The sequence below is a fragment of the Sphingobium sp. TomTYG75 genome, from assembly GCF_054771635.1.
In genome coordinates, this window is record NZ_BSRE01000002.1 from 386476 (window position 1) to 402999 (window position 16524).

The window sequence follows — 16524 nt, forward strand, 5'->3', positions numbered from 1 at the left end:
GGTGGGGCCTTGACCGGCATCGGGGGGCGCCTAAGTTAGGCGCTCGTCGTGCATCTCATGAGGGTCGACGCTGATGGACGCTCGCCTTTCCGCCGCCTGTCCTTTTCATCGCGAAGGCGATGACCGCAAGTCAGCCGCAGCCGCCGACGCCGGTGGGACCGTCGATCCCGATATGCGCACCCGCGATTTCGCCGAAGCGCGCGCCATCTTGCGTCACCCGAATGTACGGCAGGCCGGTTTCCTGGCCGAACAGGTCGGCAGGATCGGCAGTGCGACGCGCCAGCCTATCCTGTTCCTCGAAGGCGAAACGCATCGCGTTCAGCGCAGCGCCACCGCCCGTTTCTTCACGCCCCGCATCGTCACCACCCACTATCGCGAGTTGATGGTAGAACTCAGCGACATGCTGGTTTCCCGGTTCGCGAAGGACAAGACCGCCTTCCTCGACCAGCTCAGCCTTGAGCTTGCCGTCGCCGTCGCCAGCCATATCGTCGGCCTGACCGACAGCGATCCAAAGGGACTGGCACGGCGGCTGGACGTGTTCTTTACCGGCGATTTCCGCCCGCATCCGGGCAAGTTGGCGTCATTGGTCAAATTCGTGCAATCCCAATATCGGGTGCTGTCCTTCTATTATCATGACGTCGCCCCAGCGATCCGCGCGCGGCGAAAGCAGCGGCGGGACGATGTCATCTCCCACCTTATCGACGAAGGTTATAATGGCCGGGAGATATTGACCGAATGCCTGGTCTATGGCGCGGCTGGAATGGCGACGACACGCGAGTTCATCGTCATGGCCGCCTGGCATATGCTGGAGCGCGAGGATTTGAAGGCCGCCTTCCTCGCCGCGGATGAAAAGAGGAAGATCGCCCTGCTGGAGGAGCTGCTGCGGCTGGAGCCGGTCGTCGGCTATCTCTACCGCCGCATGCCAGCCGACGAGGTGGAGGCAGCGGGCGCGCCTCCCGGTGCCGCTGTCGCCATCGACGTACGCGCCGCGAACACGGACACAACGGCCTTTGGCGAGCGGCCTTGCGAGTTTGTGCCGGGCCGGGAAGTCAGCGCCAAATATGGCAATGCGGGCCTGTCCTTCGGCGATGGAGAACATCGCTGCCCCGGCGCGCAAGTCGCGCTTCAGGAAAGCTGCCTCTTCCTGGAACGCCTGTTGCAGGTGCCGGGCCTGAAGCTCGACCGGGCGCCGACGCTGGCGTGGAATCCGCTGGTGACAGGCTATGAACTGCGCAATGCTCTCATTTCCTGCGATTGAGCGAATGCCGCCTGACTGATGAGCAAGATAAGCGAAGAGGATATCGACCGGCTGGTCCCCGCCTTTTACGATCGGGTGCGCGCGGACCCGATCCTTGGGCCGATATTCAATCAGGCGATCGACGACTGGCCGCTTCATCTGGAAAAGCTCAAGGCATTCTGGTCATCGGTGATGCTGGGAACCGGCCGGTACAAAGGGCAGCCGATGGTTGCGCATGTCCGGCACGAACCGCACATGACCGCCGATAATTTCAGCCGCTAGCTTGCCCTGTGGCGACAGACGAGCGGCGACATCCTCGCGCCAGACGTCGCCGCGGCCTTTCGGGAAAAGGCCGACCGGATCGCGGAAAGCCTGCAACTGGGCATTCAATTCTACCGCGACAGAAACGCTCGAACCGGGTGAGCGCGGACGATCGCCAAGCAACCATCCGCCACCAATGCCGACAACCAGACCTCAAAATTCGCGCAGGATTTCGCGCAGCGTGGTGCCTTCATACTCAGTGCGCACCGCGTCCGCCTTCTGAAGCGCAGGAATGACCCCATTGACCAGATCGGGCAGCTGGCGATTATAGCCGGACCCCTCGATCAATATGCCGTCGCCACCCACTTCGTCCATGACCGCCATCAGCTGATCCGCGACCTCTTGCGCCGTGCCCCTGAATCGGGAGCCGCTGCCCCCTTTCCCTGAGGAAAACAGGTCGCGAAGGGATTTGCCCTCCTCCCGCCCGGCCTTTTTCATATGTTCCAGTGCGCTGGTGTGGCCGCCTGCCACAATGTCCTGCGGCACGGGCGCATCCACATCGTAGAGCGAAAAGTCGATGTCGAGCGAGGATGAAGCCATGACGATATTATGCTCGAACGCCGCCTGCTTTTCGGCCTCGGTCATTTCGGGCGGCTCTCCGCCCTCGGGCAGGATGTTGACCGGCGTCAGGAAGAACACCTTGATGCTATCAGGATCGCGACCCTGTTTTTCGGCGCGGTTGCGGATGTCCTCGCGATAGGCCTTCATGCCCTTCACCCCGCCGGTCATCATGCCCAGCACGACTTCGGCGTTCTTGGATGAAAAATCACGGCCCCGCTCGGACGCGCCCGCCTGTGCCAGAACCGGATAGCCTTGGGACGACCGCAGCGTGTTCAGCGGCCCGCGCGAACGGAAATGCTTGCCCTCGAAATTGACGGTGTGAACCTTGGTGTGATCGACATAGACGCCTGTCTCGGTGTTCGCGACCAGCGCGCCTTCTTCCCAGCTATCCCATAGCTTCTTGCACAGTTCGACAAACTCATCGGCGATGTCATAGCGCTCGCTGGGGGGCAGCAGCTTTTCCATGCCAAAGTTCAACGCCGCGTTCTTCTCGCTCGACGTCACCATGTTCCATCCCGCGCGCCCCTTCGTCAGGGAGTCGATGGTGGAGAGCAGCCTTGCAAGCAGATAGGGCGGATAGAAGGTCGTCGAAGCCGTCGCGATCAGGCCGATATGCGATGTTTCCTGCGCCATCACCGGCAACAACGGCAGCGGGTCGAGCTTGGGCGACAGCGTCGCATTCTTCAGGTCCAGCTCCATCGAACCGCCGTAGCGGTCACCCACGATCACCGTGTCTTCGAAGAAGATGAAGTCGAACTTCGCCGCCTCCAGCATCTTGGCCAGTTCCTTATGGTAGGAACCATCCGCCCATTGCGATCCAAGCTCCTTGCCATCGCCCGGCCAGGACGTCGCGCCGAACTTCGTGAAATAGCCAAGGTGGAATTTCGTGTGGGCCATCGACGGAAACCTTTCTCACCAGTATTTCCACGCCTGTGCCCCCCTATGCGTCCGCAGCACATGGGGAAAGCAGGCATGCCGCCGAAACCGCTTCAACGGCCCCGACGCTCTCTGAACATTATCAATAGTTGACATTGTTCAACCAAACGGCGAGTGAATTTATCCGCCCTTGCGGAACGCCTTTTTTCAGGCTGCTTTCGCAGGCGGCAGCCCGGCGTCGGGAATGTCCAGCTGCACCTCCCTATTGCGCGCATGATATCTGCTCATCCCGAAGAATATGGCAGCGGCAAAGGTGCAGAGTGCAAACACGCCGACAAATACCGGTTCATAACTGCCCGCAAAGTCACGCAGCCATCCTGCGGCAGGCGACATGAAGAAGGAGAATGGCAGCGTCATGACGCTCAGCAGACCCAGGACCTTTGGCAAGGCCTCAAAACCATAAAGCTGAACGACCAGCGCGCTGATCGGAGGGAAAACCGAGGCGCCGCAAAAACCGGTCAGTAACGCCGCGACATTCAATGCGAACATCCCTCCTGACAGGCCCATGATCGCCCAGGCCGCAGCGAAGCCCAGGCCGACCAGGCCGAGAGTCCTGGCCGAACCGACCCGGTCGCACGCAAAGCCCGCCACCAGCGAGCCGACGATGCTGGCCACGCCTGAAACGGCGAGCAGCACTGCTCCCGTCTGCAAAGACCCATGATATCCCTCGACGATGGGCAGAAGATGCGCGCCACCCATGATGGCCGTGCCATTCAGGATGCCGTCACCGACCGCGATCAGCCAGAACAGCGCGCCGCTCAAAATGGCGATCTGCGTCGGACCCGATGTCACCCCCTCGGCCCAGCCGGATTCGTCCGGCGCTTCGACCGGCGGATCGATCACCGTCAAGGTCAGCGGCAGCAAGAGCAGATGCGGGCCGGCGAGCAACAGGAAAAAGCTTTTCAATCCATAATTTTGGATGATGCTCACCCCAATGACGGGCAGGACGGTCACGAATAGGGGCAGAAAGGCAATGCCCATCACCTTGCCCCGCGCTTCGGGATACCAGCCACTCGCCAGGACCGCAGGCGGCAGAGCAGAAAACAGGGCAGCGCCGGGACCGATCAGAAGGCCGCACACAGCCAGCGCGATCGGCATGGTCGGCGCATAGGCCAGCGCCGTATATCCGATCAGGGAGATGAAGACGCCGGTCGACATGACCCGGCGAAGGCCCCATCGACCAATCGCAACCGCTATCAGCGGGCCAAATGCGGTGAGCGACAGGACGGCAAGGGAGAGAGCCATCGTGGCCATGGCCAATGACGCATCGTACCGGTCCTGCAATGCAAGGACGCTGACGCCCAGACCACCGAACGCACAACCCGTCCCGACATTTTGCGCGAACATGGCCCGCAAAAGCATCCCGCGCCTGCGTCGCTGCAGCGCGATGCCCTGACCACCCATGCTCACAACTTCAGTCATGCATTTACCGCCTTTGCGACCGGACGAACGATCGTCCCTAAAAATTGTCCGACCACCGCCAGGAAGATGGTAGGCCCATCACTTCTCCAGCGAACGCTTCTTCCAAAGTTCAGGCAAAGTGTTGGCGGCGACCCGGCGCGAATCGACGGGATGCTGGCCCACCCGTTGACGTTCGTCAACTGTTTCATCTGGCGCCATTCCATGATGGCCATGGTTCGTTCGCGAATATGCGTGAACGCCGCACCAAAGACCCGTTCTTCGACCTCAACATGGACCGGTCATTATGGTTCCCAGGCGGTCCTGCTGCCAGCAAACGGCGTCCTGGTCGAGGAACTCAGCCGCGCCGACACCAACCTAAACGCGCATCTTGCGTCCCTAGAGCATTTTCGAAGCAGATGGCATCATCTGCTGGCTCGGAAAATGCGGAAAACAAAGGACGAATAGAGCATGATCCGATCCAGTCTGATCGGATCATGCTCTAGATAAAGCTACTCACATCCACGCCCGCCAGCGTATTGACCCCGACCAGTATCACGCTCTGTTCGAATGTGCCGTCGCCATTGCCGTCGTAGAATATCCAGCCGTCGGTCGTCCCGGCAATGAAGGTCACATGGTTGACGCCCGCCGTCACCTTGGCAGCGTTCAGCGCGTCGGCGAAATTGTTGGTCGCGATCGCCGCCTCGGCATAATCGACGGCGGGCAGGCTGCCGTTCAGGAAATCGAAATCGATGCGATCCCCTTCGCCGATACGGAAGTCGTTGATGCGGTCATAGCTGGAACTGTTCAGCGATGATGCCAGCCCTGCAAAAACGAAGGTATCTGCTTCCGTGCCGCCCGTCAGCGTATCCTTGCCCCCGCCGCCGATCAGGATGTCGGCGCCCGCTCCGCCCTTCAACGTGTCGGTCGATGCCCCGCCATCCAGAAAATCGTCGCCCGCTCCACCATCCAGAAGGTCGCCGCCGTCTTCGCCAAACAATCTGTCGTTGCCGCCATTACCCACCAGCGAGTCATTGCCTAACCCGCCCCATAGGCTGTTGGCGCCGCTATTGCCGGTCATGGTGTTGGCCAGATCGTTGCCGATGCCGTCGATATTGCCAGCGCCGGTCAGCACCAGCTTTTCGACTTCCGCCGCCATTCGATAGCTGACGGACGCATTGACCTGATCGGTGCCGCCGCCCACGGCTTCGATGATAATGTCATCATTGGCGGCATTGCCGTCATCGGACCAGCTGTCCACCACATAGACGTCATCGCCCAGGCCGCCGGTCATGCTGTCCGCGCCAGTACCGCCGTCCAGGCTGTCATTGCCCAGCCCGCCGATCAGCGTGTCGGCCCCGTCGCCGCCGAACAGCAGGTCGTTGTCATCACCGCCATCCAGCAGGTCGTTGCCGCCATTGCCGGACAAATTGTCCTGTCCCAGCCCGCCGAAAATCTGGTTGGCGGCCTCATTCCCGACGATGATGTTGGCAAGGTCGTTGCCGATGCCGTTAATCGGGGCAAGCCCGGTCAGGGTCAGCTTTTCGACCTCCGCCGCCATCCGGTAACTGACCGACGCGTAGACAAGGTCAGTACCGCCCGACGCCAGTTCGATCACCTGATCGTCATTCCCGGCAAAGCCGTCGTCGGAATAGGTATCGATATAGAAGGTGTCGTTGCCCGTGCCGCCATCCATATAGTCCGCGCCTGCGCCGCCATCGATGATGTCGTTCCCCGCCATGCCATAGATGGTGTCGTTGAGCGCCGTCGTCTGGTAACCCAGCACGCTCGTCGTCGGATTGATGCTGTTGTTGCCCGACGATCCGATGATGGTTTTGCCGGTTTCCGAAATGTCGGTGATGCTGATGGACAGCAACTGGTCATCGACATAACTGCCATCGGTCGCCCGCACGATCAGCTGATAGACGCCGTCCTGGTCCGCATCCAGGCGGTTTTCATAGTCCACCGGGGTCAGGAAGGACACTGCGCCCGTCACCGCGTCGATCGTGAACAGCGACGCATCGGCCCCGCCCGCGATCGCAAAGCTCGGGGCCGTCCCGTCCGCATCGGCGGCTGTCACGGTCGTGACCGCCGTCTGGTTTTCCGCCATGCTGATGGCCGCGCTGGCTCCGCCTCCATTGGAGGTGATGACCGGCGCATTGTCATTGACGTTGGTGATGTTGATCGCCAGCGTTTGCGCGACATTGTTGGTGCCATCGCTGGCCGTGACGACGACATCGTAAGTGCGATCGCCATTGGCATCGCCGGGCGCTTCGAAATCGGGCGCCGCCTTGAAACTCAGCGCGCCGGTCACCGCATCGATCGTGAACAGCGCGGCGTCCGCTCCGCCGCTGATGCTGTAGCCCAGCGCCGTGCCATCGGCATCGCTCGCCTGCACCGTCGCTGCCAGCAGACTGTTTTCCGCAACCGACAGCGCTGCCGATGCCGCCCCGGCGTAGGATGTAAGGACCGGTGCATTGTCATTGAGGTTGGCGACCGTGACCGCCAGCGTCTGCCGATCGGCGTTCGCGCCGTCGCTGGCCTGCACGATCACGTCATAGACATTGTTATGATCGGCATCCGCCGCCACCTCATAGTCCGGCCCCGTCTTAAAGCTCAAGGCGCCGGTCGCAGCGTCGATGGTGAACAACGCGGCGTCGGCGCCGCCCGCTATCGAATAGCTGATCGATGGCCCATCGGTGTCTGTAGCCGTAACGGTGGTAACGGCGGTCGCATTCTCATTGATCGTGATCGCGGCGGCGGCGTCTCCGCCGTTGGAGGTGATGACCGGCGCGGCCCCATCCGCCACGTCGCGCACGGTGACGGACAGGCTTTGGGTGTCGACGCCACCATTGCCATCATTGGCGGCGACGATCAGCTGATAGACATTGTCGCCATCCGCATCCGCCGGATTTTCAAAGTTGGGCGCCGCCAGAAAGCGCAGCGCGCCCGTTACGGCATCGATAGCGAACAGCGCCGCGTCAGCACCGCCCGCAATCGAAAAGCCTATGGTCTGGCCGCTGTCCGTATCCGTCGCCGCGACGGTGGTGACCGCCGTGCTGTTTTCATCGATGGACAGCGCAGCGCTAGCGCTACCGCCATTGGATGTGATGACCGGCGGGGCATTAAGACCCGCCGATGGAATCGTCACATCAGCGAACTCGAAAAATTCGACGTTGCGGATCGTCTTCGTACCCTCGGGCGATCCGGGACGCAGGTCACCGGCAATATAGCTGCCGTCGGGTTGAAGCGTGAAAATATAGTCCGCCCGATTCCCGGAAAAGACCAGCGTGTCGATGTCGGCGCTACCGTCGATTAGGTCGTTGCCCGCCCCGGCCAGGATACGGTCGTTGCCCGCCCCGCCGTGCATATAATCGTCGCCAGCCCCGCCATCGAGCAGATCGTCGCCCGTGCCGCCGTACAGCTCGTCATTGCCCGCGCCGCCATACAGCTGGTCATTGCCGGAATCGCCGTTCAACGTGTCGTTGCTGGATGTGTTCGCGTCATCGCCATATAATATGTCGTCGCCAGTGCCGCCCGACAGCGTGTCGCCGCCCGCCTGACCATAGAGGATGTCATTATCATCCCCACCGTTCAGCTTGTCGCTGCCCCGGCCGCCCCAGATGAGATCATTGCCAGCACCACCGTCGATGATGTCGTCGCCCGAGATATTGTTGAACCCCAGATCGTCGCCATAAAGCCGGTCGTTGCCCAGCCCGCCCGAGATATTGTCGCTGCCGCGCCAGCCGAAGATGATGTCGTCGCCTGCGTCGCCCTGAAGGTTGTCCTTGCCCGCGCCGCCCATGATGATGTCGTTGCCCGCGCCGCCCTGAACCAGCACGTCCTTTGCATAATCGATGCCGCCAAAGCCGTGGTTGGTCAGGTCGATGACATCATCGCCATCGCCCAGCCAGAACTGCTCGATATTGTCAAAGCCGCCAAAGCCGCCCGAAATGGTCCCGTTATTATAGAATATGGCGTCGGACAGGTTGGACCCATAGACGATATCGGTGCCGGTGCTGCCCAGCAGCAGATCCATGGAAATCTGGATATTGGACGCAGCGATCTGATATTGCGTTCCGGCGTCGGTCAGGATTGCCGTGTTCCACACCAGCTGCGCCAGCACGGCATCGGGCCGCACGATATCCAGGTTCGACAAGCGGGTGAAGGCAAAGAACAGGTCCTTCTCGGCCGTGCCGGTGACTGTCGAGCTGCCGACAACATTATAATAGCTGGCCATATCGTCTCCCCATCTCGTGCCAGGATGGCTGGGGCCTGCCCCCGGCCCGGAGCGTATGGAAAGCTGATACCCTCGAAACGGCCTGCGCCGCGAAGATCATCGGGATAAAGGTGGCACCCTTAAGGGTAAGGCACCGCCAATATGCTTATTGTTCGCGGAACGACCGCCACATCAGGTCGGTCAACGGGTCGAACATATATTGCAGTGCCGTGCGCCGCCGCAGGGGAACCACCACCTCCACCGGCATGCCCGGCTTCAAAACGAAATCGCCGCGCGCATAGCGCCGGATGAGCGCGATCTGCTCCGGCGGTATCTGCACTTCCCCCACGAAATAGGACAGGCCTGTCTTTTCCTCGACGAAGCTGTCCGCCGACACCCGCGTCACCCGCCCGTCGATGATCGGCAGGCTGCGCGCTGGAAACCCTGCAAAGCGCACCTCTGCCCTTTGCCCCACCGCCAGGTCGTCAATGTCGGCGGGGGAAAAGCGCGTTTCTATCACCACCGCGCCGTTGCGCGGCACGATGTCCATCAACACCTGACCAGCGGCGATCACGCCGCCCACCGTATGGACCGACAATCCAACCACCGTCCCGCTGACCGGCGCGCGTACTTGCGTCCGCGCCACTTCATCGCGGGCCGCCGTCCATTTGGGCAGGACATCGCCCAGCTGCGTTTCGACGTCCCGCAATTCGGCCGTCACCTTTTCCTGCAACCCTTGCTTCGCCTCCAGCGCCTTCAGCCGCGCTTCCCCGGCCATGCTGACGGAGCTGTCGCGCGCCGCCAGCAACCGCGCGCGTTGCCCGATCAGGTCGGCCTTCGCCCGTTCCAGCGCGCGAATGCGGGTCTTGCTGACAAATCCCTTGGCCGCGACATCTTGCAGGCTGTTCAATTCGTCGCTGATCAGCCGTTCCTGCTCGACCACCGCCGCGACCTGCTCGCGATAGCCCAGAACCTGCGATCCCGCCTGGCTGCCTTCCTGCATGGCAACGCCCTGTTGCGTCGCCAGCAACGCCGATCGCGCGCCCATTTGCGCCCGCTGCGCCTGCATGGCGGCGTCGGCATCGGCGATGTCCACGCCCGTCAGCGACCGGAACTCGACCGGCACAGCGATCGCCGTCCCCGCCAGCTCCGCCCTCAGCCGAGCGCGCTGCGCCATCAGCCAGATGGCCTGGGAAGCCAGCACCCGCTCCTGCGCCGTGACCGCCGGCGCGGCAAGACGGATCAGCACGTCGCCCTGCCGAACCTGCTGCCCTTCCTTCACCAATATCGCCGCGACGATCCCGCCGTCGCGATGCTGGACGCTCTGCCGCTGCCCCGCGACGGTCGCACGGCCCGGCGCCAGCGCCGCCGCGTCCAGTCGGGCAAACGCGGCCCAGCCCAGGAACAGCAGGAAAAACGCCGCTGCAATCAACAGACCAGCCCGCACTTCCCGGCGGATATCCGGCCCCACGGCGGGCGCCGTCCCACCCTCTCCATTGGTCAACAGGAGCACGCGCCGCGACCGCATCAACATCACGCCCCCTCCGCCGAAGCCAGTGATCGTGTCGCGGTGAGCGCGTTCAGCACCTTGTCGCGCGGGCCATTCATCCGCATGCGGCCACGGTCCAGCACCAATATCCGATCCGCTGGCGCCAGCAGGCTGGTGCGATGCGCCGTCACCATGATCGCGGCGCCGCGCGCCTTCGCCTGCCGCAGCGCGTCGATCAACCGCGCCTCTCCATCGGAATCTAGATGCGCATTGGGCTCATCCAGGATCAGCACGGCCGGATCGCGAAACAACGCCCGGGCAAGCGCGATCCGCTGCGCCTGTCCCATCGACAGCCCCGTGCCGCCCCACTCCAGCATCGTCTCATACCCTCGCGGCAATCCCAGGATCATCTCATGCACGCCGCACAATCGGGCGGCGGCGATCACCTCGGCATCGATCCTGTCCCTGTCGGCGGCGGCGCTTCCCTCTTCAAAGGCGAAGCGGGCGATGTTGTCCCGGATCGTTCCGGCAAAAAGCGAAGGCTGCTGGGGCATATAACCGATATGCGCCGACAGCGCCTCGTCATCCCATTGCGCATAGTCCGCGCCATCGATGCGGATCGTACCCCGGCTGATCCCTATTGCCCCGGCGGTCAGGCGTGCCAGGGTCGACTTGCCCGCCCCGCTCGGCCCGATCACCGCCATCAATTCGCCCGGCGCGATGGTGAAGGACACATTGTTGATGATCAGCCGATCCGACTGACGATCATGCACGGAAATATTCTGGGCATCCACCCGGCCGGTCGGCGCGGGCAAGGCGGTGCGTGGCGCCGGATCGAACTCCCCCTCCAGCCAGATCTTGATCTCCGCATAGGATTCGCGCGCCTGCACGAAACTGCGCCATTGGCCGACCAGCTGGTCGATAGGGGACAAGGCACGCCCCAGCAGAAAGGATGAGGCAAAAATCGCGCCGCCGGAAATCTGCCCGTCGATCGCCAGCAAGGCGCCCAGGCCCAGCGCCCCCGATTGCAGTGCGTTGCGCAGAAAACGGCTGACCATCACCCACCGGCCCGCCGCGAAGCTGGCATTGGCCTGCCACTTCAGCATATCCGCCCGCTCGGCCAGGTGGCGGCGCACCATCGGGCTGCGCATGCCCAGCGCGCGGATCGTTTCCATCCCGCGCATGCTCTGGTCCAGGCTGGCATAGGACTGGCTCGCCGCCGCGTTGGCCTGCGCCAGCGGAGAATAAATCACCCGCTCGCTCGCCCACGCTATGACAAGCAGCACCACGCTGCCCACCAGCGCCAGCAGGCCGATCCAGGGATGGATGATGGTGCACACGATGATGTAGATCGGCGTCCACGGCACATCGAACAGCGCGTTCATGACCGGGCCGGTCAACGCCTGCCGAAGCTGGTCGCATTCGCGGATGGGCTGTTGCCGTCTTTGCTGGCCCGTCGCGGCTGGCGGCTGGCGCAGGGCCGCGGCGATCAACGTCCGCGCGAACCGCCGGTCCAGCGCGATGCTCGCCCGCACCATGATGCGCGAACGAACATATTCCAGCAGCGACAGCGTGGCGAAAGCCAACAGCACCACGATGGTCAGGAACCCCAGCGTCGTGGCCCCCCGGGTCGGCACGACGCGATCATAGACCTGCAACATGTACAGCGTCGGCGCCAGGAACAACAGATTGGCAAGCGCACTGAACAGGGCGGCCCACATCACATGCGCCCGCACCGCATTCAGCACGGCTCTCATCTCACGGCCTCGCCAACGCGCGAGCAAACGCTGCCGACGACGACTGAAACTGGCAGCGCCATCCTACCTCCCCAAAGCGCGACGGTTCAGCCCCACTCATCCCGTCGAACGCGCTACCGATCAACAGCGCAAAGGGATGCAGGGTGGCAAATCGGGTTGGTCAGACAAACTCTTGCGATCGGCCGTGCGACGCGCAGGCGGGGTTTGGTCTCCTCCGCGTCGCTCACCCTGTGATGTTCAGCTATCCGGGCCGAGGTCGGGCACCCATGCAGCGCCATTGATATGCGCACCTCCATCGACGAACAGCGTATTGCCGGTCAGGTATCGCGCGTCTTCGCTGGCCAGGAAAAGGGCAACGCCGCCGATGTCGGCCTCCGGGTCGCCCATTCGGCCCATCGGATTAGCTGCCGTGGTGGCCGCGGCGATCTCCGGCTCCGTACGTTCAAACTCCCGGTAACCGGCAGAAACGGCGGCGGGGCAGATGATGTTTGCGCAGATTCCGTAGCCTGCCCATTCTCTTGCCGCGCTGCGCGTATAGGCGCGAAGGGCTTCCTTGCCGACATTATATTCGGCGGTCCCCATATGCGCGTTGACGCCGTTGAGCGACCCGATGTTGATGATGCGGCCCCAATGTCTGCTACGCATGTGCGGGAACGCCGCCTCCATCGACCATTTCGCAGCGTAAAGGCACATGTTCATGCAGGATTCGAACTGCGCGTCGGACAGGTTTTCGATGCGTTGCAATCCGCCACCGCTAAAGGCGTTATTGACCAGGACGTCGATAGAACCGAACCGATCGACGCAGGCCTGAACGGCACCGACGACGTCATCACGCACCGTAACATCACATTTGCGGAAGTCGGCATCCACCCCGAGGGCGCGCAGTTCCTCCACGACCTCCACGCCTTTGTCCGCATTGAAATCCGCGACCAGGATCGACCCGCCTTCCTGCGCAAACCGCAGCGCCATGCCCCGGCCAATTCCATCCGCCGCTCCGGTAATCAGCGCCGAACGCCCGGCCAGCCTTTTTCCCACGCTCACGCCTTCATCTCCTACATCTATTGCATCGTTCCTGGCGACAGGGTTAATCAAACGATGACTCTTGTCAACAAACTAAGCCTGTGGTTTATCGCTCGGCGATGGTGTTTAAAGGCGATAGTCGGCAAAGTCCGGGAGAGGTTTGGGGGGTATGGCCCGATGATGAAACAGAGTGAAGAAGTTCAACCACCCGTGGCGCTGGTCACCGGGGCGACGCGAGGCATCGGTCGTGCAATAGCCATCGCCCTTGGCCGCGCGGGCTTCGCCGTCGCAGTGACCGGGCGCACCATGGCGGAAGGCGCTGGCCGTATGGAGAGCATGGGCAATACACCTGTGCCGGGCAGCGTGGCATCGACGGTGGAAGCGATAAGGGCGGCTGGCGGTCAGGCAATGGGCGCGCGGATCGACCTGCTCGATCGCGCATCCATCGATGAAGGGGTCGCGGCGGTACTCGACCGCTGGGGGCGGATAGACGTTCTGGTGAACAATGGCATCTACCAGGGGCCGGTTATCCTCCAACCGATCATGGACGTCGCGCTGGAAGACGCGGAAAGAGCGATCACCGGCAATTTCCTGAACCAATTTCACCTGAGCCAGATCGTGCTGAAGACGATGGTGGCACAGGGTTCAGGACGAATGATCTTCATGACGACCTTGTCCTCCATCGAAGTCGCCGCCCGATCCCCGGGGGTCGGCCTCTTCTATCTTGCGCCCAAGGCAGCGTTCAATCGTATCCCGGACCACATCAACCAGGAACATGGCAAGGATGGGATCAGCGCCTTCCTGATCGAACCGCGCTTCACCATGACGGACACGCTGCGCGCGGCCATGGGCGATCAGGCTGAAACGCTCGGATCGGGAGAAGCAGCGCGCGATCCGGAGGAAACCGCACAGACTGTCGTGTGGTTGGCGAGCCATGCGGACGCACCGGACCTGGCCGGACCAGAAATGATCAACGCGCCGGACTTCTTCACCGAACGAGGGATTGCGCCGCCGGGATGATCCCGGGATTGGCGCCTGTGCCGACAGTGCAATAGCTCAATTGGTTGACGCGGCGCCTCCGTCGTAGGGACGGTCCGCTCCAACCTCGTCCCGGCGCTTGGCCTCCAAAAACCTCATCAATGGGCACGAAGGTCGTTAGCAAGCACAGGAGAGAAGTTCCCAGTCTGGATGCCGACACAACGCGTGAACCCTCTTCGCCCGTTATCGCATCGCCACACGGCAGATAGATCCGTCCGGGATCTGGAAAGCTTGATGGCGGCCCATCTTGAACAGCTTGACGCGACGCTTAGCACCCATATCAGCTCCCTGGCCTATGCTATATCATATGTCAGCTGAGAGCGCCTATCTTATCGGCACCGTCATTTTCGGCCTGTTACTAAAGCATTTTCGAAGCAGATGGCATCATCTGCTGGCTCGGAAAATGCGGGAAACAAAAGACAAATAGAGCATGATCCGATTCAGTCTGATCGGATCATGCTCTAGTCTTGCAGGTGTCGCTGCAAATTCAAGCTTGGCGTTTCAGCCCGTGGCTGCATTGGACCACTATTTTCGCCTCAACCACCCCAGGGACGACGCTCGGGGACTATGCCACGCGATCCCCGGCACTCGGTATTTGCGAAAGGTGCGATTAACCTCTCCTTTCTCCTCCTCCGTTTTGCTGTCGGGCCATGGGGTCAGAAATAAGTTCATCCACTGCGACGCTTCGCAATCTGCTGGAAGTGTCGCGCGGACGCGAAGAGCACGAGCTGTTCGAAGATCTGCTACGCCGACCCGGTGTACGCATCGAACGCATTATATCGCAGGGACAAACGACGCCCCCTGACCGCCCTTATGTGCAGGAGTGGGATGAATGGGTGCTGATCCTGGCAGGCTCTGCCGAAGTCACTCTGGAGGGCTTTGGGCAGAGAAGCCTAATCCCAGGTGATCACCTATTCATTCCCGCAGGTGTGCCGCATCTCGTGATCTACACAGCCAACCCAACAATTTGGCTGGCCATCCATGTCGGTCAGCCACGGCCGACGGGTAGCAACCTGTGATCTTCAAGTTTCAAAATGCCCGCCCCGGATTTCAAGAAAAACCTCCCCAGTGGAATTGATCAACATCCGTATTCCCTTTGAGAGGCTTCTGTCTCAGGCCCGATGCTGCGACCGCCGAACGCAAAAGCGCTCTGCGTGTTCGCCCACGGTGCTGCCTTTCGATAAGCAGTGATAAAAGGTTCGAGCCGCGACCAAAAGTGCGAAAAACAGCCCGGCCGTCATGATGGCAGCCGGGCCAGTTGAAAGTCTCAACGGCTATGCCGTGAGCCTTCGGGTCGCGAGCTTTCCTTATCGACCTTGCTGAAGTTGGTCATACCCCGACCGGGGGAGAGCTACGGAATATTTCATCCTGAGGGTTGTTCTTAGCGGTCAAGTTGATTGGGCGTTTGGCCGATGCTTCGAGCCCTTACCGCCGGAGCATGTCGCTGAGCATCGCCATCAGATCCATCTCCCGAGAGACCCCAAGTTTGGAGTAAATGGATTTAATCTGGGTCTTGACGGTCTGGGTGCTCGTATCCCGTGCCGCGGCGATCTGATCACGCGTCTCGCCTCTAACGAGGGCCAATGCGACCTCGGCTTCAGCAGCAGACAGACCAAATGCCGCGCGCAAAACAGCAGGGGCGGCCTCGTGCCAGCGCCGGCCTGAGCGGACGATGACAAGAATTTGTGAGGCAAGGCTCAGCCGGTAAGGCTGGGAGGGAAGGCGGCAGATATCAACCACCATAGCCATCTGCTGGACAGCGCCTCCCAGCAGCAACGTCTCGATCCCGAGAGGCTGACGATGCCGCCGCGCGAGGGCTTTCAACAACGCTGCGTCGTCACGTGGATGCGGGAGGCCGATCTTCCCGTCTACTAGCCTAAAACGTCCAGCCGAGAGCAGTGCGGTGGCTTCGGGAGTCTCTCCCTTCAAATCGCCAGCTTCATCGCAAATAAAGATCGGCAGGCCAACATATTCGAGCGCACCATTCGCCAAGGCCGCGCCGCGATTTTCGAGCGCAATCTGGATTTTGACCGCCCTACGCACATGCGGCGTAATCGCGGCGAAAAGCTCGCGCATTTCTGCATCGGTCCTGCCGTCTTTCCGGCTACGGTTGAGAGCGAGGCCGACAAACCGGCCTCCCCCTTCAAGCAGCTTGGTTTGGCAACCGTCCATGATGTCATACGCGTCGCACATCTCACGATAGAGATCGAAACCAGAGCCGCGCCCGACCGCACGATAATCTGCTTCACTGCGAATGACGAATGGCTGATCACTGAGCGAGGCGCGCACGCGAACATTGATGTTGGGATCGCCGCGCTCCTGCTGGACGAAGCGCGCGACCTCATCTTGACCTATATCATTGATCCAGTTGAAGGGCACCTCGCCGGGCGCAAAACCGATAAGCTGGCCATAAGAGCTGCCAGTCAGTTCCGCCATGGCCCGTAACGCGCCCAGCCACTCATTTCCATCAATGGCAGCCATGGCGAAACGCTCGCCCAGCGCCCAAATCTTATCTTCCACCCTGTTTCGTTCCTGTTCCGCGACCCGG

At 61.8% G+C, this 16524-nt stretch carries 11 protein-coding genes and 1 pseudogene; 4 read left to right on the top strand and 8 right to left on the bottom strand.

Translation table 11 applies throughout. The annotated features are described in order from the left end of the window. Positions 1 to 73 precede the first annotated feature (73 nt). Together ACYU81_RS15495 and ACYU81_RS15500 are read left to right on the top strand one after the other, a co-directional pair. Positions 74 to 1258 (top strand): cytochrome P450, encoded by a 1185-nt coding sequence (locus ACYU81_RS15495; RefSeq protein WP_460988513.1) that lies wholly within the window; start codon positions 74 to 76, stop codon positions 1256 to 1258. Positions 1259 to 1276: 18 nt separating this feature from the next. Further along, positions 1277 to 1660 (top strand): annotated as a pseudogene (locus ACYU81_RS15500) (group III truncated hemoglobin). Positions 1661 to 1711: 51 nt separating this feature from the next. Here ACYU81_RS15500 and ACYU81_RS15505 read toward each other — a convergent pair. The 7 genes from ACYU81_RS15505 to ACYU81_RS15535 all read right to left on the bottom strand — a co-directional run bounded on the left by ACYU81_RS15505 (position 1712) and on the right by ACYU81_RS15535 (position 12959). Continuing rightward, a complete protein-coding gene (locus ACYU81_RS15505) occupies positions 1712 to 3016 on the bottom strand; it encodes an NtaA/DmoA family FMN-dependent monooxygenase (protein ID WP_460988514.1) in 1305 nt (434 codons plus the stop codon). Positions 3017 to 3202: 186 nt separating this feature from the next. Beyond that, positions 3203 to 4477 carry an MFS transporter gene (locus ACYU81_RS15510; protein WP_460988515.1) on the bottom strand — a complete coding sequence of 425 codons (1275 nt, stop codon included), beginning with the start codon at positions 4475 to 4477 and terminating at the stop codon, positions 3203 to 3205. After that, positions 4474 to 4689: a hypothetical protein gene (locus ACYU81_RS15515; protein WP_460988516.1), complete on the bottom strand. Its 216-nt coding sequence runs from the start codon at positions 4687 to 4689 to the stop codon at positions 4474 to 4476. The genes ACYU81_RS15510 and ACYU81_RS15515 overlap by 4 nt, the downstream gene beginning before the upstream one ends. 266 nt (positions 4690 to 4955) lie before the next feature. Next, a complete protein-coding gene (locus ACYU81_RS15520) occupies positions 4956 to 8693 on the bottom strand; it encodes a cadherin domain-containing protein (protein ID WP_460988517.1) in 3738 nt (1245 codons plus the stop codon). A gap of 145 nt (positions 8694 to 8838) precedes the next feature. Continuing rightward, positions 8839 to 10206 (bottom strand): HlyD family type I secretion periplasmic adaptor subunit, encoded by a 1368-nt coding sequence (locus ACYU81_RS15525; RefSeq protein WP_460988518.1) that lies wholly within the window; start codon positions 10204 to 10206, stop codon positions 8839 to 8841. Next, positions 10206 to 11918 (bottom strand): type I secretion system permease/ATPase, encoded by a 1713-nt coding sequence (locus ACYU81_RS15530; RefSeq protein WP_460988519.1) that lies wholly within the window; start codon positions 11916 to 11918, stop codon positions 10206 to 10208. Before ACYU81_RS15530 ends, ACYU81_RS15525 begins: the two co-directional genes overlap by 1 nt. Before the next feature lie 237 nt (positions 11919 to 12155). Further along, a complete protein-coding gene (locus ACYU81_RS15535; RefSeq protein ID WP_449469658.1) occupies positions 12156 to 12959 on the bottom strand; it encodes an SDR family NAD(P)-dependent oxidoreductase in 804 nt (267 codons plus the stop codon). A 156-nt stretch (positions 12960 to 13115) separates the two neighbouring features. Here ACYU81_RS15535 and ACYU81_RS15540 point away from each other — a divergent pair, with 156 nt between their 5' ends. Beyond that, positions 13116 to 13958: an SDR family NAD(P)-dependent oxidoreductase gene (locus ACYU81_RS15540; RefSeq protein ID WP_460988520.1), complete on the top strand. Its 843-nt coding sequence runs from the start codon at positions 13116 to 13118 to the stop codon at positions 13956 to 13958. A gap of 668 nt (positions 13959 to 14626) precedes the next feature. After that, a complete protein-coding gene (locus ACYU81_RS15545; RefSeq protein ID WP_460988521.1) occupies positions 14627 to 14995 on the top strand; it encodes a cupin domain-containing protein in 369 nt (122 codons plus the stop codon). A gap of 406 nt (positions 14996 to 15401) precedes the next feature. On the opposite strand, the gene ACYU81_RS15550 is transcribed toward ACYU81_RS15545, so the two are convergent. After that, a complete protein-coding gene (locus tag ACYU81_RS15550; RefSeq protein ID WP_460988522.1) occupies positions 15402 to 16496 on the bottom strand; it encodes a helix-turn-helix transcriptional regulator in 1095 nt (364 codons plus the stop codon). Positions 16497 to 16524: the final 28 nt, after the last annotated feature.

What these genes read in the sequence shown, in the direction of transcription:
- ACYU81_RS15495 (WP_460988513.1), top strand. Translation starts at nt 74, where the DNA reads ATGGACGCTCGCCTTTCCGCCGCCTGTCCTTTTCATCGCGAAGGCGAT.
- ACYU81_RS15545 (WP_460988521.1), top strand. Translation starts at nt 14,627, where the DNA reads ATGGGGTCAGAAATAAGTTCATCCACTGCGACGCTTCGCAATCTGCTG.
- ACYU81_RS15505 (WP_460988514.1), bottom strand. Translation starts at nt 3,016, where the DNA reads ATGGCCCACACGAAATTCCACCTTGGCTATTTCACGAAGTTCGGCGCG.
- ACYU81_RS15540 (WP_460988520.1), top strand. Translation starts at nt 13,116, where the DNA reads ATGATGAAACAGAGTGAAGAAGTTCAACCACCCGTGGCGCTGGTCACC.
- ACYU81_RS15525 (WP_460988518.1), bottom strand. Translation starts at nt 10,206, where the DNA reads ATGTTGATGCGGTCGCGGCGCGTGCTCCTGTTGACCAATGGAGAGGGT.
- ACYU81_RS15530 (WP_460988519.1), bottom strand. Translation starts at nt 11,918, where the DNA reads ATGAGAGCCGTGCTGAATGCGGTGCGGGCGCATGTGATGTGGGCCGCC.
- ACYU81_RS15520 (WP_460988517.1), bottom strand. Translation starts at nt 8,693, where the DNA reads ATGGCCAGCTATTATAATGTTGTCGGCAGCTCGACAGTCACCGGCACG.
- ACYU81_RS15510 (WP_460988515.1), bottom strand. Translation starts at nt 4,477, where the DNA reads ATGACTGAAGTTGTGAGCATGGGTGGTCAGGGCATCGCGCTGCAGCGA.
- ACYU81_RS15515 (WP_460988516.1), bottom strand. Translation starts at nt 4,689, where the DNA reads ATGGCCATCATGGAATGGCGCCAGATGAAACAGTTGACGAACGTCAAC.